Annotated in this window: 20 protein-coding genes and 1 pseudogene; 10 read left to right on the top strand and 11 right to left on the bottom strand. The window is 67.5% G+C overall.

Annotated features, from left to right (window positions below):
* The 6 genes and pseudogenes from AC1DHX_RS10445 to dinB form a co-directional block, all read right to left on the bottom strand.
* A pseudogene (locus AC1DHX_RS10445) lies at positions 1 to 613 on the bottom strand (peptidoglycan D,D-transpeptidase FtsI family protein); the annotation flags it as partial.
* Positions 614 to 654: 41 nt separating this feature from the next.
* Positions 655 to 1341, bottom strand: a complete 687-nt coding sequence (gene ftsL / locus AC1DHX_RS10440) for a cell division protein FtsL (RefSeq protein ID WP_476850414.1) — start codon at positions 1339 to 1341, stop codon at positions 655 to 657.
* Complete coding sequence (rsmH, locus tag AC1DHX_RS10435) at positions 1338 to 2336, bottom strand: 16S rRNA (cytosine(1402)-N(4))-methyltransferase RsmH (RefSeq protein WP_476857725.1); 999 nt, start codon at positions 2334 to 2336, stop codon at positions 1338 to 1340. The genes ftsL and rsmH overlap by 4 nt, the downstream gene beginning before the upstream one ends.
* A 218-nt stretch (positions 2337 to 2554) precedes the next feature.
* Complete coding sequence (mraZ, locus tag AC1DHX_RS10430; protein WP_028275887.1) at positions 2555 to 2983, bottom strand: division/cell wall cluster transcriptional repressor MraZ; 429 nt, start codon at positions 2981 to 2983, stop codon at positions 2555 to 2557.
* A gap of 435 nt (positions 2984 to 3418) precedes the next feature.
* A complete protein-coding gene (locus AC1DHX_RS10425; RefSeq protein ID WP_028275888.1) occupies positions 3419 to 3790 on the bottom strand; it encodes a DUF3040 domain-containing protein in 372 nt (123 codons plus the stop codon).
* A gap of 294 nt (positions 3791 to 4084) precedes the next feature.
* Positions 4085 to 5341, bottom strand: coding sequence for a DNA polymerase IV (dinB, locus tag AC1DHX_RS10420; RefSeq protein ID WP_476900007.1), 1257 nt, complete (start codon positions 5339 to 5341; stop codon positions 4085 to 4087).
* A 115-nt stretch (positions 5342 to 5456) separates the two neighbouring features.
* Here dinB and AC1DHX_RS10415 point away from each other — a divergent pair, with 115 nt between their 5' ends.
* The gene (locus AC1DHX_RS10415; RefSeq protein WP_028275890.1) at positions 5457 to 5984 is read left to right on the top strand and encodes a RodZ family helix-turn-helix domain-containing protein; all 528 of its coding nucleotides are present in this window, start codon (positions 5457 to 5459) and stop codon (positions 5982 to 5984) included.
* The gene (locus AC1DHX_RS10410) at positions 5981 to 7075 is read left to right on the top strand and encodes a polyprenyl synthetase family protein (protein ID WP_476857723.1); all 1095 of its coding nucleotides are present in this window, start codon (positions 5981 to 5983) and stop codon (positions 7073 to 7075) included. Before AC1DHX_RS10415 ends, AC1DHX_RS10410 begins: the two co-directional genes overlap by 4 nt.
* A gap of 136 nt (positions 7076 to 7211) precedes the next feature.
* Here the strand turns inward: AC1DHX_RS10410 and AC1DHX_RS10405 are convergent, their stop codons facing one another.
* A complete protein-coding gene (locus AC1DHX_RS10405; RefSeq protein WP_026266238.1) occupies positions 7212 to 7565 on the bottom strand; it encodes an Rv2175c family DNA-binding protein in 354 nt (117 codons plus the stop codon).
* Positions 7566 to 7873: 308 nt separating this feature from the next.
* Between AC1DHX_RS10405 and AC1DHX_RS10400 the strand changes: the two genes are divergently transcribed.
* Together AC1DHX_RS10400 and AC1DHX_RS10395 are read left to right on the top strand one after the other, a co-directional pair.
* Positions 7874 to 9268 (top strand): LysM peptidoglycan-binding domain-containing protein, encoded by a 1395-nt coding sequence (locus AC1DHX_RS10400; protein ID WP_476857722.1) that lies wholly within the window; start codon positions 7874 to 7876, stop codon positions 9266 to 9268.
* 121 nt (positions 9269 to 9389) lie between these two features.
* Positions 9390 to 11546 (top strand): Stk1 family PASTA domain-containing Ser/Thr kinase, encoded by a 2157-nt coding sequence (locus AC1DHX_RS10395; protein ID WP_476900006.1) that lies wholly within the window; start codon positions 9390 to 9392, stop codon positions 11544 to 11546.
* A 145-nt stretch (positions 11547 to 11691) separates the two neighbouring features.
* On the opposite strand, the gene AC1DHX_RS10390 is transcribed toward AC1DHX_RS10395, so the two are convergent.
* Together AC1DHX_RS10390 and AC1DHX_RS10385 are read right to left on the bottom strand one after the other, a co-directional pair.
* Positions 11692 to 13086 carry a class II 3-deoxy-7-phosphoheptulonate synthase gene (locus AC1DHX_RS10390; RefSeq protein ID WP_476900009.1) on the bottom strand — a complete coding sequence of 465 codons (1395 nt, stop codon included), beginning with the start codon at positions 13084 to 13086 and terminating at the stop codon, positions 11692 to 11694.
* An 84-nt stretch (positions 13087 to 13170) separates the two neighbouring features.
* Entirely contained in the window at positions 13171 to 14013 is an 843-nt protein-coding gene (locus AC1DHX_RS10385) for a lysophospholipid acyltransferase family protein (protein WP_223916608.1), read from the bottom strand.
* A gap of 112 nt (positions 14014 to 14125) precedes the next feature.
* Between AC1DHX_RS10385 and AC1DHX_RS10380 the strand changes: the two genes are divergently transcribed.
* The 4 genes from AC1DHX_RS10380 to AC1DHX_RS10365 all read left to right on the top strand — a co-directional run bounded on the left by AC1DHX_RS10380 (position 14126) and on the right by AC1DHX_RS10365 (position 17559).
* Positions 14126 to 14926 carry an alpha/beta hydrolase gene (locus AC1DHX_RS10380; protein ID WP_476857720.1) on the top strand — a complete coding sequence of 267 codons (801 nt, stop codon included), beginning with the start codon at positions 14126 to 14128 and terminating at the stop codon, positions 14924 to 14926.
* Entirely contained in the window at positions 14923 to 15726 is an 804-nt protein-coding gene (locus tag AC1DHX_RS10375) for an alpha/beta hydrolase (protein WP_476900005.1), read from the top strand. The genes AC1DHX_RS10380 and AC1DHX_RS10375 overlap by 4 nt, the downstream gene beginning before the upstream one ends.
* Positions 15719 to 16438 (top strand): hypothetical protein, encoded by a 720-nt coding sequence (locus AC1DHX_RS10370; RefSeq protein ID WP_476859858.1) that lies wholly within the window; start codon positions 15719 to 15721, stop codon positions 16436 to 16438. The genes AC1DHX_RS10375 and AC1DHX_RS10370 overlap by 8 nt, the downstream gene beginning before the upstream one ends.
* Before the next feature lie 128 nt (positions 16439 to 16566).
* Positions 16567 to 17559, top strand: coding sequence for an IS481 family transposase (locus tag AC1DHX_RS10365; protein ID WP_476859859.1), 993 nt, complete (start codon positions 16567 to 16569; stop codon positions 17557 to 17559).
* Between the two features lie 54 nt (positions 17560 to 17613).
* Here AC1DHX_RS10365 and AC1DHX_RS10360 read toward each other — a convergent pair whose 3' ends face one another.
* Complete coding sequence (locus AC1DHX_RS10360; RefSeq protein ID WP_223916600.1) at positions 17614 to 18708, bottom strand: ROK family glucokinase; 1095 nt, start codon at positions 18706 to 18708, stop codon at positions 17614 to 17616.
* 223 nt (positions 18709 to 18931) lie between these two features.
* Between AC1DHX_RS10360 and AC1DHX_RS10355 the strand changes: the two genes are divergently transcribed.
* Complete coding sequence (locus tag AC1DHX_RS10355) at positions 18932 to 20752, top strand: AMP-dependent synthetase/ligase (protein WP_476859860.1); 1821 nt, start codon at positions 18932 to 18934, stop codon at positions 20750 to 20752.
* A gap of 208 nt (positions 20753 to 20960) precedes the next feature.
* On the opposite strand, the gene AC1DHX_RS10350 is transcribed toward AC1DHX_RS10355, so the two are convergent.
* Positions 20961 to 24356, bottom strand: a complete 3396-nt coding sequence (locus AC1DHX_RS10350) for a pyruvate carboxylase (RefSeq protein ID WP_476900004.1) — start codon at positions 24354 to 24356, stop codon at positions 20961 to 20963.
* Between the two features lie 317 nt (positions 24357 to 24673).
* Here AC1DHX_RS10350 and AC1DHX_RS10345 point away from each other — a divergent pair, with 317 nt between their 5' ends.
* Positions 24674 to 25555, top strand: a complete 882-nt coding sequence (locus AC1DHX_RS10345; RefSeq protein ID WP_476857893.1) for a ParA family protein — start codon at positions 24674 to 24676, stop codon at positions 25553 to 25555.
* Positions 25556 to 25642 lie beyond the last annotated feature (87 nt).

Here is a 25642-nt window from a genome sequence, read left to right as displayed (position 1 = left end):
GGGTCTGCTCGAGGCCCGCCTGTCCGGTGCTGCCGTCCTTGAGGAAACCCACAATTCCGCCGGCCACGGAGCCGTTGGGGTAGACCCGCTTGCTGGTGCCTTCGGTGACGATGCCGGGAATCTGCAGCTTGGAGACCTTGTCCTCGACGTCCGGTTTCAGGTCCTTAGCCACGATGTAGTAGCGCTGGGTTCCGGTCAGGGCATCGCGGAGGGTGCCGCGGTCCATGCCGAGCACGGCGGCGAGTTCGGAGATGCCCTGGTCCCGGGTGACCTTGACGAGCTCGTCCTTGCCGTTGATGGTCTCGAACCGGCGGAAGGTTTCGGTCTTGGTGTTGACTGTCTGGTCCACAACGACGTTGTAGCGGATGACGCTGCTGGCCAGGACCGCGCCGGAGGAATCGAGGATGCTGCCGCGCTCCGCGGGCAGCACGGTGGGCGTGAGCCTGTTGTTGAGGGCGGCCTCAGCCAGTCCCCCGATGTCCAGGCCCTGGACCATGAACAGCTTGCCGCCGACCACCAGCAGGAGCGCCAGCATGATGCCAAGCCCCACGCGGAGCCGCCGGGTGGGGTTTGGGGCTTTCGCCTTGCTTGCCCTGCCGGAGTTCTTCGCCACGGTGAGTCCTTGCTGCTTGCCTTGCTGGTGGTCAGTGAACGTTACTGCCCCGGCGTCTTCTGTGCGGGGGCGGGAACCGAGCCGCCGTGGAGTTCCACGGCGGGGGCGGCGGGTTTCGGTGCGGGTGCGGGCTTCACAGCTGCCGGCGCCTTGTCTGTGTCAGCCGGTTTGGTGTCGGCCGGCCTGGTGTCCGCCGCCTTGCGCTGGGCGAGAGGCTCGTTCTCCGTGGCCGGCGGGACAACCGTGAGCTGCCCGGCGACGGCCGGTGCGGCGATGACGGCGCCCGGGGCATCACCCTTGACGGCCGGCTTGGCCTTGCCGGTGACATTGAGGGTGGAGAGGTCGATCTGGCCCTTGGCGACCGAAGCCACCATGCCCAGCTCCGTGGCCTTGGCCGCCAGGTTCTGCGGGGCGTCGAAGTTCTGCACCTGCTGGGTGAGGTCCTGGTTCTGCTTGGTCAGTGTGGTCTGTTCACTGCGGAGCTGGACCAGCTGGTACTGGGCGGAGGAGACGGAGATGTTCAGGACCAGCACGGCCATAAGGGCAATCGCCAGGAGCCCGAAGCAGAGCACCACGAACGGTGCGCGGCGCTTGCGCGGCACGGAGCGGACCACCGACAGCGGGGTGCGTGCCTTGCGGGGCTGGTCAAGGCCGGGGCGGAGGCCGGGCAGGGCACGGGCAGTGGCGCCCTGGGCAACGGGGTAGCTGTTGACGGCGGCGGTGCTCATGCGGCTCTCCTGGCTTTGATGCGTTCGACGGCGCGCAGCCGGGCGGAAGCTGCGCGGGGGTTTTCGGCGATTTCAGCGGCGGTGGGTACCTCGGTGCCCTTTGTCAGGGTTTTGAGTTCGGCTTTGTGCTCTTCGAGCTCGACCGGGAAGCCGAGCGGCGCCGAGGACTTCGATCCGGCCTGGAAGAAGCCCTTGACGATCTTGTCTTCCAGGGAGTGGTAGGACATGACCACCACACGGCCGCCGAGGGCGATGGCCTCGATCGCTGCCGGGATGGCGCGCTCGAGGACGTCCAGTTCCTCGTTGACCTCGATCCGGAGCGCCTGGAAAGTGCGCTTCGCGGGGTGGCCGCCGGATTTGGCGGCACCGGCGGGCACCACGGCCCGGATCTGGTCGACCAGTTCGCCGGTGGTGGTGAAGGGCTTTTCGGCGCGCGCGGCCACGATCCTGTTCGCGATGCGGCCGGCGAACTTCTCTTCGCCCCACTTCCGGATGATCCGGACGAGTTCTTCTTCGCTGTAGTTATTGACGACGTCGGCGGCCGTCTGGCCCCGGCTGGTGTCCATCCGCATGTCCAGGGGCGCATCGAAGGAGTAGGCGAAGCCGCGTTCCCGCTCGTCCAGCTGGAGGGACGATACGCCGAGGTCCATGAGCACTCCGTGGACTTCGGTGAAGCCCAGGTCTTCGAGGACGTCCGGGATTTCGTCGTAGACGGCGTGAACGAGGTCGGTCCGGTTCTCGAAGGGCGCCAGCCTGGACCCCGCCAGTGCCAGGGCTTCCTCGTCGCGGTCGATGCCGATCAGGTGAAGGTCCGGGAAGCGCTGCAGGAGGGCCTCCGAGTGTCCGCCCATGCCGAGCGTGGCGTCGATCACCACGGGGGTCTCGCCGCGGCTCCGTGCGGCCTCGATGCCGGGGGCCAACAAATTGATGCACCGGTCCTTGAGGACCGGTACATGGCGTTCGGACGTCGGCTTCGCCTGGTCGGGATCCGTCATGCCTTCGTCCTTTCGTTGGCCTTGTTTGTTTTGAGCTTTGCTAGTTGCGCTTTGCTAGTTGCTTGGTACTGCTCTTACGCAACGTTCCTTGGTCCAGATCCCCATCCGCGCCTATCCTGCGCCGGCCTGGCTCCGGGGAAGTGAGCCAGGACAACAACCGGATGGGCGGCTGGAGATCTCGATCAAGGAACGTTGTTTGCTGGTGGATCAGTGGGGGTTCAGAGAATCCCCGGGATGGCGTCGTCTGTTTCCGAGAAGGCGGTTTCCTTTTCGGCCAGGTACTCATTCCAGGCTTGGGCGTCCCAGATCTCTGCCCGGGATCCTGCGCCAATGACGGCGAGTTCCCGGCCAAGACCTGCATACTCCCGGAGCGCCGGCGGAATCGTCACGCGCCCCTGCTTGTCAGGTACCTCGTCCGAGGCTCCAGAGAGGAAAACACGGATGTAGTCACGTGCCTGCTTGGAGGAAATTGGAGCCTCCCGCATCTGCTCGTGAACCCGGCCGAATTCCGCCTCACTGAAGACGTAGATGCAACGCTCCTGGCCCCTTGTGAGAACCAGCCCGCTGGCAAGTTCCTCTCGGAACTTCGCGGGGAGGATAATTCGACCTTTTTCATCCAGACGCGGCGAATGTGTGCCGAGAAACACGGCCCACCGCCTGTCTGTTTTAGGAAGTCCAACGTCCCCTGTGCTGCCACTACCCTCTTACGTCCTCCACATTACTCCACATCGCTCCACAGTCAACGACACGCCCGGGATGTTTAGACAATTCTGCGGATGTTTATCCCCCTTCTTCCCAGCATTTGCAGGCAATCGGGACTGGTGGGGGAAAGTGGAGCGATTTTTGCCTGCTTCCCTCCCGCCCCGCACCGATTGACGGGGCGTACCGGCGCGGGAGCGAATAATTCGGTGCGGTTGTCCCTTTTGCGGCGCCATCGAAGCCAAATTCCGGCAACGCTGCAGCAAGGGCGCCGGAAATAACCGCGTTAAATGGCGAAAGACCCGCCGAAGCGGGTCTCGCGCCGCTCCCCGGCGGACCGGTGGCGGGAAGTGGAGGACTTTACGGGGCCGTCACTGAGCGGTTTAGGACTCGCCCCCGTGCCGTTCGTCCCAGCGCTGCTCGAGGTTGCTCATGAACGAACTCCTGGGCTTGCCCTGCTTGCGTCCGCCGGCTGCCCTGGCCTTGCCGACCGCAGAACTGCGCATCGTGGCGAAATAGACGCCGGCGCCCATCACAACAAAGCCGAGGACCCCGACAAAGATGTTCTGCATCGACACCCCGACCAATAACAGCAGCACGCCCGCGAGAGTCGCGAGCACGCCGATGACAAGGTGGCGGGTGGACCATGAGCGTCCGGGGACCGATCCCATTGAGCTTGCAAACTTTGGGTCGTCCTCATGCAGCTGCTTCTCAAGTTGCTCCAGCAACTTCTGTTCGTGTTCCGAGAGCGGCATCACGACCTCCTCAAGTCTGCCAACGTCCGGGCATGACGTGGCCATTGCCCTAATTCCCTAACGCCCGGGATTCCGAAGTGGTTCCCCCGTCACCGCCATTGGTGAAAAGGGGGTCAAATCAGCTCTCCCGCGCCGGTCTTAGCTGGCCAGGTCGCCCTAACGGTCGATCCAGTAGTCCTAAACCTAGGTATTAATAAGGATAGATTGTTGCGGCCTGTTCTGAAAGACAGTCTTAAGGCCCTTTCGCCGCCGGAACCCTTGGGAACGGGCGGCCCGACGGGGTTCCGGCCGGGTTCACTCAAGGGCGCCCCCGGAATCCAGGAGCCGGGCCGGAAGGACGGACTTGTTGCCGAACTTCCGGGTGACAGCATCGAGGGCTTGTTCGGCGGCCCGCCAGTTGTCGTCCCGGCGGTCAAGACTGAGCTGAAGCGGGGCATCGGCGGCCTCTTCCAGCTGCTCGGCGCGGATGCCGACCAGCCGGACCGTCATGGGCCGCTGACCCACAGATTCCAGGAGCTGCACTGCCACCGCGTACAGGAGTTGGGCGCTGTCGATCGGTGTGCTCACGGTGCGGCTGCGGGTAATAGTGGAAAAGTCGGCGTAGCGYAGCTTGAGCGCCACGGTGCGGGCGTGCATGCCGGCACTGCGGAGGCGCTCCGCCGYCCGGTGCGAAAGGCGCAGCAGCTCCCTGTGAAGCAGCGCGTCATCCGCGGTGTCAGTGGCGAACGTCTCCTCGGCACCAATGCTCTTTTCCAGGCGGACCGGCGTCACGGGCCGCGGATCGATGCCCCAGGCGAGCCGGTAGACATGCTCCCCCGATGCGCCCAGCAGCTTGCGCAGCGAGGGCAGCGGCGACGCTGCGACGTCCGCCACCGTCCTGATGCCCCGTCGGGCCAGCACCTCCACGGTCTTGCCGCCGACTCCCCAGAGCGCACTGACGGGAAGGCTGTGCAGGTAGGGGACGGTTTCCTCCGGCCGGATCAGCAGCAGCCCGTCCGGTTTGCAGCGGGTGGACGCGATCTTGGCCACAAACTTGCTGGCGGCGATGCCCACTGATGCCGTAATGCCCAGCTCCCGGAACACACGGGCCCGGATGAGTTCGCCAATCTCCCGTGGCGGCCCGAGCCTCCGGATGGCTCCCCCGACGTCCAGGAACGCCTCATCCACGCTGAGCGGCTCGACGAGGTCGGTGATGGAACCAAAGATTGCCATGATCTGGCCGGACACTTCGTAGTACAGCTTGTGGCGGGGCTCGATGATGACAGCCGAGGGGCACATGCGCGCCGCCACCACCATGGGCATCGCCGATCTGACGCCGAAGGCGCGGGCCTCATAGGACGCGGAGAGCACCACGGAGCGGTCCGCCGGGTAGCCCACAATCACGGGCTTTCCCTTCAGCTCGGGCCGGCTGCGCAACTCCACGGAGACAAAGAAGGCGTCCATGTCCACGTGCATGATGCTGCTGCGCCGCAGTTCCAGCAGTGAGTCCCCGCCCAGGCTGCCGGCAGGCTGGATCTGGGGCTGCGCATTCGAGGGCCCGTTGGGGTGCATATTCCTCTGCGCTCCCTGCTGATTCTCTGCGTCCGGCCCCACGTCTTCAATCCTATGCCCGGGGACTGACTAAACTGGAGGCTGATTCCGCTTCAACCCCAGGAGGAAAGTCCCTGTGAAGGTATTTGGACAGCGCAAACGTGCCGCAGCCGCCATCGCGGCGGCTGGCGCGCTATTGGCCTTGGCCGCATGCACGCCTGCCGGCACCGGGAGCCCGGCGGCGTCGCCGGCGTCGACCCCGGACGCCTCTGCGCAGTCCTCCACCACGGCTCCCCCCAGCCCTTCCGCGGAGCCCGGCACGTCAGCCACGGTCGGCGCCCTCGTACCCGGCTTCCCGCAGAAACTCCTGCCGCTGATGCCAGGAGCCCAGGTCGTCTCCAGCAGCTTCGACAAAACCACGGTGCCGGCAACCGCGGCACTGGTCGGCAGCATCACCGCCCCGGCCGCCGATGTCCTGGCTTTCTACGCCAAGGGGCTGCAGGCGCAGGGATTCAAGCCCGTACCCGGGGAAACCGTCGGTGCCCTGCCTTCCAAGGACTTCCTGCGCGGGGACAACGAAACCGTGAACATCTCCGTCATGCAGACAACAGGGGTGTCCACGTTCACGATCGGTGCGAACGTCGCTGCCGAGTCCGTCAAGTGAGTCTCGCCGAACAGCTGCGGCTCGAGCAGGCGGATTACGTGGCCGCCGTCACCGGCAAGCTCACCGAGTTCCTGACCAGCCGACAGGCCATCATGGCCTCGATCTCCCAGGACATCGATCCGCTCATGGGCTCGATCTCAAACCTGGTCACGGGCGGAAAGCGCCTGCGGGCGCTCATGTGCTACTGGGGGTGGCGCGGCGCCGGCGGAGAAGCCGGCGCCGCCGAGGTGGTCACCGCCGGCTCGGCCCTGGAGCTGTTCCAGGCCGCGGCCCTGATCCACGATGACATCATTGACCGCTCGGACACCCGCCGGGGCGGACCCAGCGTCCACCGCAGGTTCATTGAACTGCACGAGGCCCAGGGCTGGGCGCTGGACAGCGAGCGGTTCGGCCACGCGGCAGCGATCCTGACCGGGGATCTCTGCCTGTCCTTCAGCGAGGAATCGTTCACGGAGATCGGACACCGTGCCGCCTCCGGCAGCCCGGCACGGCTGATCTTCAACCTCATGCGTGCAGAAGTCATGGCCGGGCAGTACCTCGACATCCTGGAAGAGGTCGCCGGGCCCCGGCGGGACCGCGCCGGGGCCGTCAGCCGGGCCCAGTCCATCATCCGGTTCAAGTCGGCCAAATACTCCACCGAACACCCGCTCGCCCTCGGCGGCGCCCTGGCCGGCGCCGGCGACGAGCTGCTGCGCGGCTATTCCGCGTTCGCGCTGCCGCTCGGTGAGGCGTTCCAACTGCGGGACGATGTCCTTGGCGTCTTCGGTGACCCCGTCACCACCGGCAAACCTGCCGGGGACGATCTCCGTGAGGGCAAGCGCACGGTCCTGGTGGCCTTCGCCCTGGACCAGGCCTCCGCGGCCGAATCAGAGTTCATCGACGCCAAGCTGGGCAGCCCCGATCTCGGCGATGCGGACATCGAGGAGATCCGGCGGATCATCGTGGACTGCGGCGCACTCCAGGCCACGGAAGTGCTCATCGAGGAGTTCGGCAAGGCCGCCTTCGCCGCCCTGGACCTGCTGCCGCTTCAGGAGCTGCCCAAAACCGCGCTCCGCAGGCTGGCAGAAGCCACGGTGAGCCGCGCCGCTTAACCCGGCCCTCACGGCAGCAATGCCTTTTTAAACGGTGCCTGGAAACGCGGCGGGCCGTGCACGGCGCTTGCGCTGTGCACGGCCCGTCATGGCACGTCCGGGGGATGCTGCCGGCGCAGTTGCTGCCGGTCTGCTTTTACCAGGCCAGTGATTGCGCCCTGCGGCGAATTTCGGTCTTGCGCCCTTCCCGCAGGGCGTCAATGGGCCGGCCGCGGAGGGAATCGTCCGGCGTAAAGAGCCAGTTGATCAGTTCCTCATCCGAGTATCCGGCGTCTGAGAGAACAACAATGGTGCCTTTCAGGCTCTCCACCGCATGCCCRTCCTGGATGAAAGCCGCAGGCACGGACCGGATGCGCCGGTCGCCGATTCTCACGGCCGCCAGCGCACGCTCGTCCAGCAATGCATGGACCTTGGTGATAGATACGTTCAGAAGCTGTGCGACATCGGGCAGGGGCAGCCATTCGCCCACGAGGCTTTCTACATTACTCACGCATAAAGATTGCCACGGCCGGTGCCCCGCCGCCTAGTCGGCATCCGCAGAATTCACGCTGCGGCCATGGCCGGTCCCGCCGCGCCGGAATGCCGCCCGGCTTCACCGGGGGACTCCCCTGGAACGACTTTCGGGCGACACTCCACCGGAAACGGGTTTGCGGAATGTCAAACGGTTCTTGTGCTAATTGCCAATTCATGAGAGATTCACATAGATCACATTTGTAACAGAAATAACTTTTGTCACACTGGTAACACCAGTTCTACCGGCCTGACCGCAGCGTTGCCGCTGAGAAGAGGATCTTTCCAATGACAACCTCACGTTCGCCACAGCTCCGTCCGGGGCGCAGCCTGCCGCTCATCGCGGCGACGACGGCGGCGCTTCCCGCCGTCGTGCTTTCCTCCCTGGCGATCGCCCAGCCTGCCGCAGCCGAATCGCGGGTGCGCTCGGTCCCGGCAACGCTCGCGGCCGCCATGCGTGCCCAGGCGAAGGCTGACGCGGCGACATCCCTGAAGGCGGCAGTGATCCCGGCCGCCTCCGTCCCGGTGACGCTGCCGAGCGCCTTGCGGCCCGCGCAGACGGCCGCTCCGGCCGTCTACACGATCGCCCGCGGCGACACCATCAGTGCCATTGCCGGCCGCTACGGCCTGGACACGTTTGCCGTGCTCAAGCTGAACAACCTGCAGGCGAACACCATCATCTACCCGGGGCAGAAGATCAAGCTCACGGGCTCGACGCCGGCGCCGGCAGCGCCCAAACCGTCCGCACCGGCGAAATCGGCGCCGACAACGCCCGCCTCGGGCGGCGGCAGCGTGTACGTCGTCAAGTCCGGCGACACCCTGAGCGCCATCGCCACCCGCCACGGCGTTGGCCTTTCCGAGATCTTCAAGTGGAACGGGCTCGGCATGAGCTCCGTGATCTATCCCGGCCAGAAGGTCAAGGTCGGCGGCGGTTCCAGCACGCCGGCCCCCTCCGCACCCGTGACGGCCGCCGCACCCAAGCCGTCGGCGCCCGCGCCCGCCAGTTCCGGCTCCTACACCATCAAGGCCGGCGACACCCTCTCCGGCATCGCGGCCCGCAACGGTGTCAGGCTCTCGGACGTCCTGTCGGCCAACCGGCTGACAATGTCGAGCATCATCTACCCCGGCCAGAAGCTCGTCATCCCCGGCGCGTCGACCATCGCACCGGCATCGAGCACGCCTGCCACCACCACGCCCCTCGTGCCCAGCACGTTCCTCGGGTTCAGCTACCCGGCCGCGGTGGTCAGCTCGGCCAACCAGAACAAGGCGCTGCTCAATGCCTCTCCGGTGCCCACCCGCCAGCAGATGAAGTCGATCGTGGCGGACACGGCCCGGCGCATGGGCGTGGACGCCAGCCTTGCACTGGCTTTTGCCTTCCAGGAATCCGGCTTCGACCAGCGTGCGGTGTCACCGGCCAATGCGATCGGCACCATGCAGGTCATCCCATCCTCCGGCGAATGGGCCTCCGATCTGGTGGGCCGCCAGCTGAACCTGCTCGATCCCTACGACAACGCCACGGCAGGCATCGCGATCATCCGCCAGTTGGTCCGCACGAGCCCGGATGTGGACACCGCAATCGCCGGCTACTACCAGGGCCAGTACTCGGTGAGCCAGAACGGCATGTTCGAGGACACCAAGGGCTACGTCGCCGCCATCAAGGCCAACCGGCAGCTGTTCGGCTAAACCCGGCCGCTCGGCCAACTACAGACTCCAGCACAGGCTCCCTTTCGGCGGAGCGTGACGCTACGGGCCCGGATCGCATGTTGATTCGGGCCCGTTTCTGTCCAGCGACTACGATTGTAAGGTGCAGGAATACGTGTCGGATGCTCTCGTAGGGAACCTGGTGGACAACCGCTACCAGGTTCAATCCAGGCTTGCCCGCGGCGGGATGTCCACCGTGTACCTCGCCACGGACCAGCGCCTTGAGCGTGATGTCGCGCTGAAGGTGCTCCATCCCCACCTGGCCGACGACCCGCAGTTCCTCGATCGGCTGGGCCGCGAAGCCAAGGCTGCCGCCCGGCTCTCCCACCCACACGTCGTGGGCGTCCTGGACCAGGGCGAGGACGGCCGGCTCGCCTATCTGGTCATGGAATTCATCAAGGGCCACACGCTGCGGGATGTCCTCAATGACAAGGGCGCCCTGTCGCCGCGGCTGGCCCTGGCGCTGATCGATCCGGTCGTCGAAGGCCTCGGCGCCGCGCACGCCGCCGGAATGATCCACCGGGACATCAAGCCCGAAAACGTCCTGATCGCCGACGACGGGCGGATCAAGCTCGGCGACTTCGGCCTGGCACGCGCTATCTCGACGTCCACCAGCACGGGCGCCCTGATCGGGACCGTCGCCTACATCTCCCCCGAACTTGTCCTGGGCAAACAGGCAGATGCCCGCAGCGACATCTATTCCGTCGGGATCATGCTCTACGAAATGATCACGGGCCGGCAGCCGTTCGAAGGCGACGTGCCCATCCAGGTCGCCTACCAGCACGTCAATTCCACCGTCGCAGCGCCCTCGCTGGAGGTGCCCGGGCTGGCCGCGGAGATCGACGAACTCGTCCAGTGGTGCACGGACCGGGACCCGGACAAGCGCCCCGTCGACGGCAGCGCCCTGTTGTCCGAGCTCCGGCACATCAGGACCAACCTCAGCGACGCCGAACTCGACCTCCAGCCGCCGGCGGCTCGCAGCACCCTGCCGGCCGTGGCAGYACCGCCAACCCGGCCGCCAGGCGGTACCGGTCCGGCGTCGGACGCGCAGGAAACGGCCCACGTGCTTCCGCCCACCGGAATGCCCACGGAATTGCAGACTGAGGTATACGGCAGCCTCGCCCGGCCCACCGAGATGATTTCCCGCACCAGCGGCAACCCGACCACCGTGATGTCCGGTGCCCCGCGACGTCCGGCCTACGGACCGTTGTCCACCCCGGACGAGGCGGCCTACGACGGCGCCGGGTATGACGGCCCGGCGGAGGGCGCGGTTGCCCCCAGCAAACGCGCCCAGCGCAAACTGGACCGGGACGAGGAGAAGGCGCGCCAGCGAGCCGCCGCCACGCCCACCAGGACCCTGCACGAGGGCAACCCCCGGCGCCGCGGCTTGCTGTGGATCGTCCTGCTCGTCGTCGCGGCGCTGCTCGCCGCCGTCGCCGGCTGGTTCTTCGGCATGGGTCCGGGGTCGCCGGGAACGATTCCCCCGGTGGCGAACAAGACAGTTGCCGAGGCCCAGGACCTGCTCCGCACCGCCGGCTTCCAATCCACCGTGAAGGATGTCTTCGACGACGACGTCTCGCCCGGGCTCGTGGTCGGCTCGGAGCCGACCGCCGGGGAGGTCATCCGCAAGTTCCAGCCCGTGTCGCTGGCCGTGTCCAAGGGCCCGGAGCTGTTCCCGCTGCCGGAACTGGCCGGCAAGAGCCTGGACGAGGCCAAGACCACGCTCAACGGCGCCCAGATGGCTTTGGGCCCGATTACCGAGACCTTCGACGAGAAGGCGCCTGCCGGAACCGTCCTTGCCCAGGCTCCGCGCAGCGGCAACCCGGTCAGGCACGGGACGCCCGTGGGCCTGACTGTCTCGAAGGGCCCGCAGCCCATCCCGGTCCCGGATGTCCGCGGGCAGGCGCAGGACGCCGCTGTTAAGGCCCTGGAAGCCGCCGGCCTGAAGGCCGTGGTGGCCCCGGAAGCAGTCAACGACAGGAATGTCCCCGAGGGCGCGGTGCTGGCGCAGGACCCGGCCTCCGGCAACCTGACCAAGGGCGGCACCGTCACCTTGACCATCTCGAAGGGCCCGAAGCTCGTCGAGGTCCCCAGCTTCATCGGCAAGCAGGCCTCGGAGGCCCAGGAAGCCCTTGAGAAACTCGGCTTCAAAGTCCAGGTCGATAACATCCTCGGCGGTTTCTTCGGCACGGTCCGGGACCAGAATCCGGTGGACACGAAGGCCCCGGAAGGCTCGACCGTCACGCTCACCGTCGTCTGACCGGCACCCCGCTCCGGCCTCTGCCATTACACAAGAAAGCTCCGCCCGGCTGCTGTAGCCGGGCGGAGCTTTTTCTCAGAATGCGTTCTGTGGGAAACGTTCTGCCGGAATGCGTTCTGCCAGACGCATTCTGCCGATCGGTGCGTCAGCGCTTGGAGAGCGCTCCGGCCACCAGGAACGCCATCTCGAGCGACTGCATGTGGTTCAGGCGCGGATCGCAGACCGACTCGTAGYGGTCCAGGAAGGCTTCCTGGTCGATCGGGTCGGCTCCGCCGAGGCACTCGGCGACGTCGTCCCCCGTCATCTCCACGTGCAGGCCGCCGGGAACGGTGCCGAGCGCGTGGTGGACTTCGAAGAATCCGCGCACTTCGTCAATGACGTCGTCGAAATTGCGGGTCTTGTAGCCGTTGGGCGAGGTGACCGTGTTCCCGTGCATGGGGTCGGTGACCCAAAGGACCTGGGCCCCGGAGGCGGTGACGCGCTCGACGATCGCCGGCAGCTTCTCGCGGATGTTGCCCGCACCCATGCGGGTGATGAAGGTGAGCCGGCCGGGCTCCCGGTTCGGATCCAGCTTGTCGATCAGGCGCAGGGCGTCGTCGCCGCTGGTCGACGGGCCGAGCTTGACGCCGATCGGGTTGCGGACGCGGGAGAGGAAGTCAACGTGTGCGTGGTCCAGCTCGCGGGTCCGCTCCCCGATCCAGAGGAAGTGCGCGGAGGTGTCGTAGGGCAGCCCCGTGCGCGAGTCGATGCGGGTCAGGGCGCGCTCGTAGTCCAGCAGCAGGGCCTCGTGGCTCGCGTAGAATTCCACCCGCTTCAGGGCCTCGAAGTCGGCACCGCAGGAGGCCATGAACTTGATGGCGCGGTCGATGTCCCGGGCCAGGGACTCGTAGCGGGCGTGGGCCGGGTTCTCGGTGAAGCCCTTGTTCCACTGGTGCACCAGGCGCAGGTCCGCGAAACCGCCCTGGGTGAAGGCGCGGATCAGGTTCAGCGTCGAAGCGGAGGTGTGGTAGGCCTTGAGCATCCGGCCGGCGTCGTGGGCGCGGGACTCGGGCGTGAAATCGTAGCCGTTGACGATGTCGCCCCGGTAGGCCGGCAGGGTGACGCCCTCGCGCGTTTCATCGTTGGAGGAGCGGGGCTTGGCGAACTGGCCAGCCATGCGGCCCATCTTGATGACGGGCATGGCCGCGCCGTAGGTCAGGACAACGGCCATCTGCAGGATGGTCCGGACGCGGGCGCTGATCTTGTCCGCCGTCGCGGCTTCGAAGGTCTCGGCGCAGTCGCCGCCCTGGAGCAGGAACGCCTTGCCCTGCGCGGCGGCGGCGAGCCGTTCGCGAAGAATGTCCACTTCGCCGGCGAACACGAGGGGCGGGAGGACGGAAAGTTCCTTGACAGACGCCTCGAACACAGCCGGGTCCGACCAGGTGGGCTGCTGCGAGGCCGGGAGCTCCCGCCAGTTGTCCAGTCCGGGATAGTTGGCGGCTCCGCTCTGGGCGGTGCTGGTCAGCGGGGAAACTGGTTTCTCAGATAGCTCGGTCACTATCTAAGGATAGTTGCCCCATCAAGGTTCGGGGGCCCTGCCTGTCATTGACAGCCCGGCTGCCGTCATATGGCACCCGCGGCCCGCTCATGAGGGGCCGGGAACCTCCGGCCCCGCATCCCCGGCAGCGGCTTCATTCGGGGTTTCCGGTGGGGCCGTGTTTGGGGCTTCGTTCGGGGTATTGCCGGCGGCCGCATCCTGCACCGCGTCAGGGCCCGCAGGGGTTTTGTCCGGGGCCGCGTCCTGCGCTTTGCCCGCCAGGCGGAGCTTCACGACGGCGGCGTACTCATCCACGTATTCCTGGCCGGAGAGGCGCATGAGTTCGTACATGATCTCGTCAGTCACTGAACGCTGGATCAGCCGGTCATCCTCCATCCCGTAGTAGCGGCTGAAGTCGAGCGGTTCGCCAAAGATCATGCCGATGCGGCGGATGTTGGGCACGCGCTTGCCGATCGGCTGGACCTTGTCCGTTCCGATCATTGCCACCGGGATGACCGGGACGCGGGCCTGCAGCGCAAGGCGCGCAACCCCCACCTTGCCGCGGTAGAGGCGCCCGTCGGGGCTGCGGGTCCCCTCGGGGTAGATGCCCAGCAGGGAACCCTTCTTGAGCACGTCCATCCCGGCGTTCAGCGACTGCGCGGACGCGGCGCCCCCGGACCGGTCCATGGGGAGCTGGTTGGTGAGCCGGAAGAACGCTGCGGTCAGCCTGCCCTTGATCCCGGTGCCGGTGAAGTATTCGGATTTCGCCAGGAACGCGACCGGCCGCGGCACCATGACCGGCATGAAGATGGAATCCGAGAAGGAGAGGTGGTTCGAGGCAAGGATCGCGGCGCCCTCGGCAGGGACGTTGTCAAGGCCCTTGACCCAGGGCCGGAACAGCAGCCTGAGCACCGGCCCCAGGACAAACGTCTTCATGAACCAATAAAACACTCGGTGACCTCTCCGGAAGGCGTCTGGCCTGCGGCCCGAACCGGGTCCGGCCAGGCTTCAATGGACACCTTACTCTAGTGAGTTTTGGCGCTAGGGGTGACACGATGGGCTCATGACTGAAAGCAGCACTCCCCCTGCGCCCGCCGCTTTCAGCTACCCGGGCCACGGCCCCAACGCCCGGACCGGTGTGGCCATCTGCCACGGCTTCACAGGCAGCCCGCTCAGCGTCCTGCCGTGGGCCCGCCACCTCGCCGCCCAGGGCTTCGCCGTCTCGGTACCGCTACTGCCCGGGCACGGCACCCACTGGCGGGATCTCGCCCGGCAGGGCTGGCAGGACTGGTACAGGAGCTTTGAAACGGCCTACCTGGACCTGGCCGCCCGGACTGATGACTGCTATGTCGCGGGACTGTCCATGGGCGGCACGATCGCCCTGCGTACCGCGGCCCGCCACAGCGTGGCCGGCGTGGCCGCCGTCAACCCCGGCCTGAGCTTCTATGACCGCAGGGTCCGGATCGTGGGACTGCTCAAGTACTTCCAGCACACCACCACGCCCGTCCAGGAGGAGAATTCCACGGCGGCCACCACCGACGACGGTGACTACTCCCTGACGCCGCTGGCCGCCGTCCACCAGTTGCGCCGGCTGTTCGCCGCGACCCTCCGGGACCTGCCGTCCGTCTCCGCCCCGGCCCTGGTGTTCAAGTCGGACACCGACGCGGTGGTCCCGCCGTCGTCCCTGGCGCTGCTGCGCAGGCGGCTCGGGTCCCGGGAGCTAACGGTGGTTCCCCTCCCGAAGAGCGGGCACGTTGCCACCCTGGACGCCGATGCGCCGCTACTCTTTGAAGAATCAGTGCGTTTCTTCCTGCAGCACGCCCACGCCATTTCGCCGCCCCGCGCCCCCTCGGAGTCCCCATGAGCATCCTCCCGGACCATTCGCCGTTCAGCAGCCCGTTCACCGGAACCATCCCCCGGACCGGGGTCGTGGTCTCGCACGGCTTCACCGGCAGCCCGCACGGTGTGCGGGACTGGGCGTTGTCCCTGGCCGGTGCCGGGTTCGCCGTCCGGCTGCCCCYGCTGCCGGGGCACGGAACGAGCTGGCAGGAGCTGGCCAAGACCCGGTGGCAGGACTGGCATGCTGCCTTGGACGCGGCCTACCTGGAGCTTGCGGAAGAATGCGACGTCGTGGTCGTGGCGGGGCTGTCCATGGGCGGCGCCCTCGCGTTGCGGATCGCGGCCACCCGCCCCGTAGCGGGGGTGGTGGTGGTCAACCCCGGCCTGGTCATCGATGATCCCCGCGCCCCGCTGGCGGGCGTCTTGAAGTTTGTCCTCAAGAGCACCCCGGCGATCGCCAATGACATCCTCAAACCGGGCATGGATGAGTGCGCCYACCCGCGCACCCCGGTGGCCGCCGCGCACGAGCTCAACAAGATGTTCAAGGACACCGTGCGGCTGCTGCCCCGCGTCACGGCTCCGGTCCGGGTCTACCGTTCCACAGTGGACCACGTGGTGTCCGAATCCAGCATGGAGGCCCTGCGCCGCGGGTTGACCAACGCCCCGCTTGAGGTGGTCCGGCTGGAAAACAGCTACCACGTCGCTACCATGGACAACGACGCGCCCGAGATCTTCCGTGGCACGGCCGAATTTGTCCGGTCCGTTGCAGCCGCAGCCGGTCCGGGCGCCGCCCGCGCCAGCCGGAAGGACACGGCCAATGACTAAACCGGACCCCGACGTCCCTGACCCCGAGACCCCTGACCCCGACGACGCCCGGTCGCCTGGCGCTGACGCATCCGGCCTCCAGCGTCCGGGCACCACCCCGCCCCCTGAGGCGCAGGACCCGGCCGCCGCGGACGAACCGCTTGCCGATGACGACGCCGTGTGGCTGGATCTCGTCGCCAGGCTGGAAGGGGTCGGGGCAGGCGGGGACGAGGCAGTTGGGGGAACTGACGGCCCGGCCGGCGAAACCAACAGCGCCGGCGGCACCGGCACTGGCTCCGGCGCTGGCTCCGGTGCTGGCACCGGCGCGAACAGGTTGTTCAGCGATTTCGACCCGCTGGGCCTCGCCGGCGTCGCGCCGATCGAACTTTCCGCCACGGAGCGGCTCGCCTCCGCCCCGGGGAACCCGGCCGCGGGCAGCAGTGAGGCACCGGACACCGCATCCGGCCCCCGGGACTACGAGGCCGACGACGACGATGGCGTGTTCGTCCCGGAGGAGCCGCCCAGCCTGGCCGGTGCAGATCCGATGACCGTCCTTGCCTGGATTGGAGCGGTGGGCGGCCCGATTGCGCTCGTGTTCTCGGCGATGTTCTGGCGGTCAGCCCCGACGCTGGCGATCGTGGGCATGGTGGCCGCGTTCGCGGCCTCCGTGGTGTTCCTGATCATGAAGCTGCCGGGCGAGAAGGACGAGCACGACGACGGGGCGCGCATCTAGTTGTACTGCCCAGGGACGTTGGTTCGGTGAATGTAATGACTCGCTGGAGTCGTTGACCTAAAGGTGAGGACCTCCGGTTGCACAGTGGAGTTGCTTAGACAACCGCTGCAGCGACCAGGAGGTCCTCAATGTCTCACGCTAATGCCGCTTTGACTCCACGCCAACGTTTACGTCTCGCGCGTCTCGTCGTTGATCACGGCTGGCCGGTGTCCCGGGCCGCCGAACAGTTCGACTGCTCCTGGCCCACCGCCAAGCGCTGGGCCGAACGCTACGCCGCGATGGGTCAGGACGGCATGGCCGACAGGTCCTCGCGCCCGCACCGGGTGGCGAACCGGACCCCGCAGCAACTGGTGCGCCGGGTCGTGCACCTGCGCTGGAAGCAACGGCTGGGGCCGGTGGCAATCGGGGCGAAGCTGGCCATGCCGGCCTCGACCGTGCACGCGGTCCTGGTCCGGTGCCGGCTGAACCGCCTGCACCACGTGGACAAGCGCACCGGGGAAGTCATCCGCCGCTACGAGCACGAGACGCCGGGGGCGATGATCCATGTCGACGTGAAGAAGCTAGGGAACATCCCCGACGGCGGCGGCTGGCGCTACGTCGGCCGGCAGCAAGGAGACCGGAACCGGGCAGGAACCCCGGACACGGCACGCAACAGGTACCGCCAACCGCTGATCGGCACCGCCTATGTCCACACCGTCATCGACGACCACTCCCGGGTCGCCTACGCCGAAATCCACGGCGATGAAACCGCGGCCACCGCAGTCGGGGTGCTGCGCCGTGCAGTGTCCTGGTTCGCCGCCCGCGGAGTCACCGTCGAGCGGGTCCTCTCCGACAACGGCTCAGCCTACAAATCCCACCTCTGGCGCGACACCTGCCAGGAACTGGACATCAAGGTAAAGAAGACCCGGCCCTACCGCCCGCAGACCAACGGCAAGATCGAACGGTTCCACCGCACCCTCGCCGACGGATGGGCCTTCCAACGCTTCTACGCCACGGAATCAGCCCGCAGAAACGCCCTCCCGGCATGGCTGCACCACTACAATCACCATAGGCCCCACACCGCAATCGGAGGCCAGCCGCCCATCAGCCGCTTAACCAACCTCCCTGGGCAGTACATCTAGCCCACCCGGTCAGGGCGCCAGGCACCGCGCTGGCTGGTTCAGGGCCCAGGCACGCTACTGGGTGTGCATGCGGCTGCTGACCCGGGAGAGGTCGGCGGCGCCGATCAGCCCGGCGTTGGGTCCCAGGGCCGCAAGTTCGATCTCCGCCGCGGGGCGGAAGCCGCGGCCAGTGAGGTTCCGCGCGAAGGCCTTTCGGGCCGGCGCGACGAGCAGCTCGCCGGCGTCGCACAGTCCGCCGCCGATCACGAACTTGCCTGGGTCCAGTGCCGCTGCGAGGTTCGCCAGGCCAAGGCCCAGCCACTCCCCGACGTCCTCGAGGAGTTCGCGGGAGGTCTGGTCCCCGGCCTTGGCCAGCTCCGTCACGATCACGCCCGTAATGCGTGCCACGTCGCCGTCCACGGCCTTGAGCAGTTCCTGGGCAACCGGGGAATTCGCGGCGGCCAGTTCCCTGGCCTCGCGGCCGAGCGCATTGCCCGAGGCGTATTGTTCCCAGCAGCCGCGGTTGCCGCACTCGCAGCGGTGCCCGCCCGGCATGATGATCTGGTGGCCAAACTCCCCCGCCACACCGAAGCGGCCGCGTTCGAGCCGTCCGTCCATGACCATGGCCCCGCCGATTCCGGTGCCCAGGGTGATGCAGACCAGACGGTCCTGTCCCTGTCCGGCGCCGAAGCGCCATTCCGCCCAGGCGGCGGCGTCGGCGTCGTTGGTCAGCAGGACGGGGCGGCGCAACAGCCGCTGCAGGTTCTCGCGCAGCGGTTCATTGCGCCAGGCCAGGTGCGGGCTGAAGAGGACAGTGCCGCCGTCGAGGTCCATCCAGCCGGCAGCGCCGATTCCGACCGACCAGATCCGGTGTCCGGCGCCCAGCTCTCCGACGAGTTCGACAATGACCTGCTCCACGGCGCGCGGGTCGTTGCCCGGGGTGGAGCGTTTGGCCTGGCTGAGGATCCTGCCCTCGGCGTCCACCACGCCGGCAGCAACCTTGGTTCCCCCGATGTCGACGCCGATCGCCAGGCCCTTGCGGCCCAGCCGCAGGTGTGAGCGGAGGTCGTGCCCGGCCGTGGCGGCCGCGGCTCCGGCCAGGGTCCTGCTTCGCCAGGCGGCGGTCCGGCGGCGCAGGCCGGGCTGCCGGCCGGGTGTTGGTGTCTGCATGGTGCCCCATTCTATTCGCCGGGGCCGCAACGGCAGCGAAAGCCCGGCCGAATGACGCGGCAGCAGAGCGCCGCGCACGTGCCCGCAGCATCCCCGACTGGCGGAACGGCGGCCCCGACCGTAAAGTTACTCGCCAGTAGGTGTCGCAGAACACACCTTCGGGGGGCCGCATACTAGGCTTAGCGGTACCCCTTGCGGGCCTATGGATACCAAAGGAGCTGTCGTGCGAGAAATCATTGTCCCGCCCCTGGTGAATGTCGATCCGGACACCAATGTCACCGATCTCGTGGTGCGCCAGGCGGCCAAGGCCTCCAACCCTGCGCTGTTCTCGCGGCTCGACCCAGCCGGCCAGTGGCAGGACGTCCGCGCCACGGAATTCCTGGCCGACGTCTCGGCCCTCGCCAAGGGGCTCATGGCCAGCGGTGTGGCCGCCGGCGACCGGGTGGGCATCATGTCCCGCACCCGGTATGAATGGGCCCTGATCGACTTCGCCATCTGGTTCGCCGGCGCCGTCTCGGTCCCGATCTATGAAACCTCCTCCCCCTCCCAGGTGGCCTGGAACCTTGGCGACTCCGGCGCCGTGGCCGCGTTCGGCGAATCGGCGCACCACGAGGACATCATCCGGCAGGCGGCCACCTCCGAGGGCCTCACCGCCCTGGGGCATGTCTGGCAGCTCGAGGGCGACAGCCTGGACGAGGTCCGTGCGGCCGGAGCCAGCATCAGCGATGCCGAGCTCGAAGCACGCCGCAGCCAGGCGTCCCTGAACGATGTCGCCACGATCATCTACACCTCGGGCACCACCGGCCGGCCCAAGGGCTGCGAGCTGACGCACGGCAACTTCGTGGAACTGTCCGAGAACGCGCTGGTCACGTCGCTGGGCACGATCGTCCACGAGCAGGCGCGGACCATCATGTTCCTGCCCATGGCCCACGTCTTCGCACGCTTCATCTCTGTGCTGGCAGTTGCGGCCGGCGTCACGGTGGCGCACACCCCGGATATCAAGAACCTGCTGCCGGATCTGCAGAGCTACAAACCGACCTTTATCCTCGCCGTCCCGCGCGTTTTCGAGAAGGTCTACAACTCGGCCCTGACCAAGGCCGAGGACGGCGGCAAGGGCGCCATCTTCCACCGCGCCGCGGACACCGCCATCGAATTCTCCCGGGCCCGGCAGGCCGGCAAGGTCGGGCTCGTGCTGAAGCTCAAGCACGCCGTGTTCGACAAGCTCGTGTACAGCAAGCTCCGGGCCGCCATGGGCGGGAACGTCTCCCATGCCGTTTCCGGCGGCGGCCCGCTCGGTGAACGGCTGGGCCACTTCTTCCAGGGCATCGGCATGCAGATCCTGGAAGGGTACGGGCTGACTGAAACCACGGCGCCGATCACCGTCAACACCCCCGACCTGATCAAGATCGGCACCGTCGGCGCCCCGATTCCGGGCAACTCCGTCAGGATCGCGGACGACGGCGAGATCCTCGCCAAGGGCGTGTGCGTCATGCGCGGCTACTACAAGCGCGATGACCTGTCCGCTGCAACCTTCGAGGACGGCTGGTTCCGCACCGGCGACATCGGCCAGCTGGACGAGGCGGGGTTCCTGACCATCACCGGGCGCAAGAAGGAAATCATCGTCACGGCCGGCGGCAAGAACGTCGTCCCGGCCCTGCTGGAGGACCAGATCCGCGCGGACGCGCTCGTCTCGCAGGTGCTCGTGGTCGGTGACAACCGCCCGTTCATTGGTGCCCTGGTGACCCTGGACGAAGAAGCGCTGCCCGGCTGGCTGGGCCGCCACGGGCTCCCGGCCTCGACCTCGCTCGCCGAGGCTGCCGTCAACCCCGCCGTCATGGCCGCGGTCCAGGAGCTCATCAACCACGCCAACCAGTCCGTGTCCCAGGCCGAGGCGATCAAGTCCTTCCGGATCGTGCCGGCCGACTTCACCGAGGCCTCCGGACATCTGACCCCCTCCATGAAGGTCAAGCGGGCCCAGGTGCTCAAGGACTTCGAGAACGTGATCGAGGAAATGTACAGCGCCAAGCGTCCCACCCTCGCCTAGGCTGCAACCGCAACCGCCCCGCACCGAAACCCCGCACCAGAGCAACGCGGGGTCAGATACGGCCCATCCGGCGCCCCCTGATGGGCCGTATCTGACCCCGCGTTGCTTTCGTTCGGGAGGCAATGTTCGGTAGAAACACAAGGGTCCTTCCGGCGGAAGCCGGAAGGACCCTTCTGTGTTGATGGACTACGGTGTTGCCGCGCTGCCGCTATTCGACGACGAGCAGCAGATCCCCGCCCTGGACCTGTTCGATCCCGGCGACGGCGAGCCGCGCGACGGTGCCGGCCACCGGCGTCGTGATGGACGCCTCCATCTTCATGGCCTCGATCGTGGCCACGGTGTCGCCGGCCTTGACGGTGTCCCCGGCCTTGACGGTCAGCGTGACGGCACCGGCGAACGGCGAGGCGACCTGGCCCGGCTGGGAGGTGTCGGCGCGTTCGGCGGCCTTGACGTTGCTCACCACTGAACGGTCGCGGACCACCACGGGCCGGGACTGGCCGTTGAGCGTGCACATGACTGTGCGCATGCCCTTCTCGTCCGGCTCGGAGACGRCCTCGAGCGAGGCGATCAGCCGGACGCCCTTCTCGAGCTCGATCTCGTGCTCCGCGCCGCGCTGCAGCCCGAAAAGGTAGTCCCGCGTGTCCAGCACCGAAAGGTTGCCGTAGGCCTCCACGCTCTTCTGGTAATCCTTCGTGGGACCGGCGAAGAGCAGGCGGTTGAGCGTGCCCCGCCGGGTCTTGGAATCGCCGTTGAGCGCGGCGCTGTCCTCGGCGCTGATCTCGACGTCGCGGACCTTGACGGTGCGGCCCTGCAGCGCCTTCGTCCGGAAGGGCTCGGGCCAGCCGCCGGGCGGGTCACCGAGCTCGCCGGAAAGGAAGCCGATCACAGAATCCGGGACGTCGTACTTTTGCGGGTTCTCGTTGAAGTCTTCCGGGTCGGCGTTGAGGCCCACCAGGTGCAGGGCGAGGTCGCCCACCACCTTGGACGACGGGGTCACCTTGACCAGCCGGCCGAGGATCCGGTCCGCCGCGGTGTACATGTCCTCGATCGCCTCGAAACGCTCGCCCAGGCCAAGCGCCATCGCCTGCTGGCGCAGGTTGGAGAGCTGGCCGCCCGGAATTTCGTGCTGGTAGACCCGGCCCGTGGGCCCCGGCAGTCCGGACTCGAACGGCGCGTAGACCCGGCGGACGGCCTCCCAGTAAGGCTCGAGGGCGCAGACGTTCGCCAGGCTGAGGCCGGTGTCGCGCGGCGTGTGGGCCAGCGCGGCGACGAGGGCCGATGCCGAGGGCTGGCTGGTGGTTCCGGCCAGGGAGGCCGAGGCCACGTCCACAGCGTCCACGCCGGCATCCACGGCCGCGAGGAGCGTGGCCAGCTGGCCGCCGGCGGTGTCGTGGGTGTGCAGGTGGACGGGGAGGTCGAACCGCTCCCGGAGCGCCGAGACCAGGCGTGCCGCGGCAGCCGGACGCAGCAGTCCAGCCATGTCCTTGATCGCCAGGATGTGCGCCCCGGCGTCGACGATTTTCTGCGCCAGCTCCAGGTAGTAATCCAGGGTGTAGAGCGTTTCCTCCGGGTCCAGCATGTCCGCGGTGTAGCAGAGGGCAACCTCGGCGACGGCGGTACCGGTCTCACGGACGGCCCGGATGGCCGGGGCCATCTGGTTGACGTCGTTGAGGGCGTCGAAGATCCGGAAAATGTCGATGCCCGTGGCGGCGGCCTCGTTGACGAACGCCACCGTGACCTCTTCCGGGTAGGGCGTGTAGCCGACGGTGTTGCGGCCGCGGAGCAGCATCTGCAGGCACAGGTTCGGCATGGCCCTGCGCAGGGCGGCAAGCCGGTCCCAGGGGTCTTCGCCGAGGAAGCGCAGGGCGACGTCGTAGGTGGCCCCGCCCCAGGCCTCGACCGAGAGCAGCTCGGGGAGCAGCTTGGATTCTGCGGGACCAGCCGCCACGAGGTCCCGGGTGCGCACCCGGGTGGCGAGCAGGGACTGGTGCGCGTCGCGGAACGTGGTGTCCGTGACGGCCACGGCGTCCTGCGCGCGCAGGGCACGGGCAAACCCTTCCGGGCCGAGTTCCTGGAGACGCTGGCGGGACCCTGGCCGGGCCGCTGCGTCATCCAGGGCCGGAAGCTTGTCCGCCGGGTCCGTGTGGACCTTGAGTTCGCCGTTGGGCTTGTTGACAGTGACGTCGGCAAGCCAGGTCAGCAGCTTGGTGCCGCGGTCGGCCGAGACCCGTGCCTTCAGCAGCTGGGGCCGTTCGTCAATGAACGAGGTGGCCACATCCCCGGCGACGAAGTCGGGATCGTCCAGGACAGCCTGCAGGAAGGAGATGTTGGTGGACACGCCGCGGATGCGGAACTCGGCGAGGGCGCGGCGGGCCCGGGCGACGGCGGCCGGGTAGTTGCGGCCGCGGCAGGTCAGCTTGACCAGCATGGAGTCGAAGTGCGGGCTGATCTCCGCGCCCGAGTAGACGGTGCCGCCGTCAAGCCGGACGCCTGCGCCGCCGGCCGAGCGGTAGCCGGTGATCTTGCCGACGTCGGGCCGGAAGCCGTTGGCCGGGTCCTCCGTGGTGATGCGGCACTGCAGGGCGGCACCCTTGAGCTGGACGCTCTCCTGGGACAGGCCCAGGTCCGCGAGGCTCTCACCGGCGGCGATGCGCAGCTGCGCCTGGACGAGATCGACGTCGGTGACTTCCTCGGTCACCGTGTGCTCGACCTGGATCCGGGGGTTCATTTCGATGAATACGTGCTGGCCGGCCCGCTCACCCACCGTGTCGACAAGGAATTCGACGGTACCGGCGTTGACGTAGTTCAGCGCTTTCGCGAACTTCACGGCGTCGCGGTACAGCGCCTGCCGGATGCCTTCGTCCAGGTTCGGCGCCGGGGCGATCTCGATGACCTTCTGGTGGCGGCGTTGGATGGAACAGTCACGCTCGAAGAGGTGCATCACGTTGCCCTCCGCGTCGGCCAGGATCTGGACCTCGATGTGGCGCGGGCGCAGGACGGCCTGCTCCAGGAACATGGTGGGGTCGCCGAACGCGGCGTCGGCTTCGCGCATGGCGGCCTGCAGGGCCTCCGGGAGCGCCTCGCGGGTGTCCACGCGGCGCATGCCGCGCCCGCCGCCGCCGGCGACGGCCTTGGCAAAAATGGGGAAGCCGATTTCATCCGCGGCGGCGATCAGTTCGTCCAGGTCCTTCGACGGCTGGCTGGACTTGAGGACCGGGACGCCGGCCTTGCGCGCGGCCTCGAGGGCGGCAACCTTATTACCGGCGAGTTCCAGAACCTCGGCCGGCGGGCCGACGAAGGTGATGCCGGCCTCCTTCGCGGCCCGCGCCAGGCGCGGGTTCTCGGAGAGGAAACCGTAACCGGGGTAAATGGCGTCCGCCCCGGACTCCTTGGCGACGCGCACCACCTCATCAACGTCCAGGTAGGCCCGGACCGGATGTCCCTCCTCGCCGATCAGATACGCCTCATCGGCCTTCTGGCGGTGAATGGAGTTGCGGTCCTCATGGGGAAACACAGCGACAGTCTTGGCACCCAGCTCGTAGCTCGCGCGGAAGGCGCGAATCGCGATTTCGCCGCGGTTGGCCACCAGAATCTTAGAAAACATACTTCTCCTGCWTCATCGCGGGCGTATCGGTAAGTGCTCACAGTGTCTAGGACCTGTGCGGGCAAACACAAATCATTGTGGCGACTGTCACAGCATTATCCGTCACGGACGCCGCGATGGGCAGGGCCTTGGCCTTGGAGCTTTCCCCGTCCGTCCGATTGGCGAGGTTCTGGCGCCCCACGCCGGATGAAACGGGTTTCGCCGGAGCATCAACATATGATGAGTGGGTGGGTGGCGCACGCACGCCCCGGCTCCGAAGAACGCAGGAGCCGGCACGACCCCGTCTCGGCAACCGGCGTTAGGTATTGGTTTTTCAAGTGCAAGTAGTGAGCATCAGCAGCCTCAAAGGCGGTGTCGGCAAGACATCCGTGACCACCGGACTGGCGTCGGCGGCATTGGCCGCCGGCATCCCCACCCTCGTCGTCGACCTTGATCCGCATGCTGACGCCAGCACGGCCYTGGGCGTGAGTCCGGACGATCAGCTCGATATCGGCAGGATGCTGAGGTCGCCGCGGCGGGCACATCTGGCGGACAACGTGGTCCCCAGCGGCTGGGTGGAACACGCCCGGATCAACGGCCGCAGCAACGCCAACGGCAGTGCCAACGGCAGGATTCAGTCCGGCGCGGCAACCTCCGTCCTGGACGTGGCCGTCGGCTCTGCCTATACCGGCATCTACGACCGCCCCGACCTGGGCCGCCGCGACCTTCGCCGGCTTTCCACGGTCCTGGCGGGCGCCACGAACTACGAACTCGTCCTGGTCGATTGCCCCCCGTCACTGAACGGCCTGACCCGGATGGCGTGGTCCGCAAGCGACAAGGTGACCCTGGTAGCCGAGCCCGGGCTTTTCTCGGTGGCCGGCACGGAACGCACCATGCGCGCCATCCAGCTCTTCCGGCAGGAATTCGCCCCCAAGCTGTCCCCTGCCGGCATCGTGGCCAACCGGGTGCGCAGCAGTTCGGCCGAGCACACGTTCCGGCTCTCGGAGATGGAATCCATGTTCGGCCAACTGCTGTTGAGCCCGCATATCCCGGAGCAGGCCAACTGGCAGCAGATCCAAGGCGCCGCCCACTCCATCCACCACTGGCCCGGCGACTCGGCCAAGAATGCGGCCGGGCTCTTCGATGCCCTGCTGCAGAACCTGCTGAACCAGGGCGGCGTGGCCCCGGCCGGCGCTGTCCGAGACCGCAGCCTTCGGTAGCCCCGGACTGCCGTACACAGCCCAACAGAAATGAGGCCGCCTTCCCTGTCCGGGAGGCGGCCTCATCTTGTTGTACTCAGTTTCTGT

It is taken from the genome of Arthrobacter sp. 05N33_2 (assembly GCF_056397425.1).
This window is presented reverse-complemented; position numbering and strand designations above follow the sequence as displayed.

Coding starts and splice junctions, on each gene's coding strand:
- AC1DHX_RS10365 (WP_476859859.1), top strand. CDS start 16,567: ATGTCTCACGCTAATGCCGCTTTGACTCCACGCCAACGTTTACGTCTC.
- AC1DHX_RS10360 (WP_223916600.1), bottom strand. CDS start 18,708: ATGCAGACACCAACACCCGGCCGGCAGCCCGGCCTGCGCCGCCGGACC.
- AC1DHX_RS10380 (WP_476857720.1), top strand. CDS start 14,126: ATGACTGAAAGCAGCACTCCCCCTGCGCCCGCCGCTTTCAGCTACCCG.
- rsmH (WP_476857725.1), bottom strand. CDS start 2,336: ATGACGGATCCCGACCAGGCGAAGCCGACGTCCGAACGCCATGTACCG.
- AC1DHX_RS10425 (WP_028275888.1), bottom strand. CDS start 3,790: ATGCCGCTCTCGGAACACGAACAGAAGTTGCTGGAGCAACTTGAGAAG.
- AC1DHX_RS10370 (WP_476859858.1), top strand. CDS start 15,719: ATGACTAAACCGGACCCCGACGTCCCTGACCCCGAGACCCCTGACCCC.
- ftsL (WP_476850414.1), bottom strand. CDS start 1,341: ATGAGCACCGCCGCCGTCAACAGCTACCCCGTTGCCCAGGGCGCCACT.
- AC1DHX_RS10400 (WP_476857722.1), top strand. CDS start 7,874: ATGACAACCTCACGTTCGCCACAGCTCCGTCCGGGGCGCAGCCTGCCG.